Source organism: Heyndrickxia sporothermodurans, from assembly GCF_003055045.1.
Taxonomy (GTDB): domain Bacteria; phylum Bacillota; class Bacilli; order Bacillales; family Bacillaceae_C; genus Heyndrickxia; species Heyndrickxia sporothermodurans.
The window spans coordinates 1-2,398 of sequence record NZ_NAZB01000096.1; the positions used below are offsets into that span (position 1 = coordinate 1).

Annotated in this window: 3 protein-coding genes; all 3 read right to left on the reverse strand. The window is 39.2% G+C overall.

Going from position 1 to position 2,398, the window contains the following annotated elements:
• Positions 1–94 precede the first annotated feature (94 nt).
• Entirely contained in the window at positions 95–1,666 is a 1,572-nt protein-coding gene (gene tnpC, locus B5V89_RS19770) for an IS66 family transposase (RefSeq protein WP_084347464.1), read from the reverse strand.
• 103 nt (positions 1,667–1,769) lie between these two features.
• Complete coding sequence (gene tnpB / locus B5V89_RS19775) at positions 1,770–2,123, reverse strand: IS66 family insertion sequence element accessory protein TnpB (RefSeq protein ID WP_201030043.1); 354 nt, start codon at positions 2,121–2,123, stop codon at positions 1,770–1,772.
• The gene (locus tag B5V89_RS19780; protein WP_066228274.1) at positions 2,120–2,314 is read right to left on the reverse strand and encodes a hypothetical protein; all 195 of its coding nucleotides are present in this window, start codon (positions 2,312–2,314) and stop codon (positions 2,120–2,122) included. The genes tnpB and B5V89_RS19780 overlap by 4 nt, the downstream gene beginning before the upstream one ends.
• Between the last annotated feature and the right edge of the window lie 84 nt (positions 2,315–2,398).

Consider the following 2,398-nt stretch of genomic DNA (forward strand, 5'->3'; position numbering starts at 1 on the left):
GTAAGCCCGAATTATAAAAAAATAAGCGTACCTTCTGGCACGCATCACAAATAGTCGTAAATCTTGATTTTTTTAATCGAATTTACGACTTGTTTCAGTTATTTGAGCATTTTTCCTTAATTGTTTTCGACCAGGGCATATATTGATCTAAAATTTCAGGGTTTTGTTGGATACCGAGATTGGGTAGATCCCTAAAAAGTTTCTTTATATATTCATAGAAATCAACGCCGTTACTTTTGGTAGTTTCAGCGATACTCAAACAGACGGCATTCGCTTTTGCACCGGCTTCACTTACACTAAAAAGCCAATTTTTTCTACCTATAACGTTGGGACGGATGGCGTTCTCGGCTGGATTATTATCCATTTCAATTCGCCCATCATTCAGGAATGCTTTGAGCCCATTTGCCCTGTTCAATGTGTATTCAGCTGCTTTTGCTAGCGCATTTTTTCCGTAAAATGGTGAGGTTTCAACCCAGTGAAGGAATTCCTTCACAATTGGCTTCGAATACTTTTGACGTTTTTTTCTTCGTTTGCTCGGAGACAAATGTTTAAATTGTCTTTCTAGCCGATATAAATCATCACAGTATTTCACACCGATTCTACCATTTTTGCTATCAGCTTTTAGCCAATAACGACGAACATGAGCCCAACAATTTGCGAAAATGACGCCTTCCAACTTATCATAAGCAGAATAACCATCACACACAATCGTTCCAGAAAAGCCTTTAATAAAACTCTCAAGGACAGATCGAGCTCTAGATAACGCGCTTTGAAAGAGAGTCATTATTGGCCCTTGGCTTGGCACGCTACGAAACACCCAATTATAAGCATTGGCTTGGCCAGATTTCCCATCGGATCGGTTGATAATTTGTCCGTATGTTTCATCGATATGTAAAACCGATTTAGCCATCATCAACTCTTTCATTCGTTCGTAAACAGGTAATAGCCAATCGTGTGCTGCGCGGATTACCCAATTCGAAAGGTTTTTATCATTGGTATTCAGTCCATAGCGATCCCACTCCTTTACCTGACGATAAAGAGGTAAGTATTGTGCAAATTTATCATAGATGACTTTGGCAAGTACGCTAGGACTTGCGATGCTACGCTGAATCGCTGGTTGTGGTGCTTTCCCGCGTTTGATTTGTGCTGGCTGTGATGAATCAACTTTGCAGCCTTTACATTCATACGCATGTTCAATGTGCTGTACTTTCATCATTTTGGCAGGAATAAATTCTGCTTCTTCACGTACGATTTTACTGCCAATTTCAATCATTCGCCCTTGGCAACAGTCACAGATTGTATTTTCCGGATGATAGTGGATAGCTTCTACTTCAATACCATCATGCAAGGAATCATTTCGCTTTTTCGATTTAACTTTTCGAACAACAGTATAAGAAATTGTCTGTTGGCTTTGTTCTTCTGTGTGCTCAGGTTCCCTAAAAGCCGGGTCATCATCAAATAATGAACCTTGCCCGTCTGGTGCGTTATATTTCGATTTTTCGGTTTTTGATCCATATAAAAGTTTAGTTAAATGGCGTACTTGATCGGTTAACGCTTCAATCTGTTTCGATAAGTCTTTGTTTTGTTGATTCGAATGAGCCAATTGATCTTCGAGAAGCCGAATTAATTTCTCGTTTTGACTTTCATCCTTAGAAGCGTTCCCCACATCATTCACCCACTTTTCGTCCACATAAGTTAGTTATATTATACCATTTTGAACGAGCTAAGTGAAGATGAAAACGGCTTTAAATCAGCGTTTTTCAATTAATTTAGAACACTCCTTTTGGTGACTTTTGAATAGCCTTTGGTTGCTGAATCGATAACCCCTCAAGTAGCCACCGAACCTCCTGCTGGGATAGTTTTCGCACCTCATTTTCGTCTTTTGGCCATTGAAGTTTGCCTTTATCCAAACGTTTATAAAGCATGGCGAAGCCATCACCATCGAAATACAAACATTTATACCGATCCTTACTCCATCCTGAAAATAAGAAAATGGAATCACCATATGGGTCCAGCTCAAAAGAATCCTGAATCAGTGTGGCTAATCCATCAATGCCTTTACGCATGTCAGTTTTTCCACAAATGATGTAAATGTTTTTAACACTTGTATAGTCGTGTTTCACAGATGTCTCAACTCCCTCATAACAGTTTGAATGATGTGCTCATCCACGCCGTTGTTGAAGGAAATTTCTATGTTTGCCGTTTTGATCGTGCAAGCTTTATTGGAAGAGGCTGTTGATGACGTGGATGAATAATAATCTTTATTTTTGGAATGTAATGTAACGGGGACAATTGTTAATTTTTGTTCTGGCATATGAAAAGCACCTCCTTAAATTGATACATTCATAGTACCAGGAGGCGCTGCTTGTTTATATGCGTTGTTTGATTGGGGGCTTAC

Excerpts from the sequence above, each read along its gene's own strand:
- B5V89_RS19780 (WP_066228274.1), bottom strand. The coding sequence starts at position 2,314 with ATGCCAGAACAAAAATTAACAATTGTCCCCGTTACATTACATTCCAAA.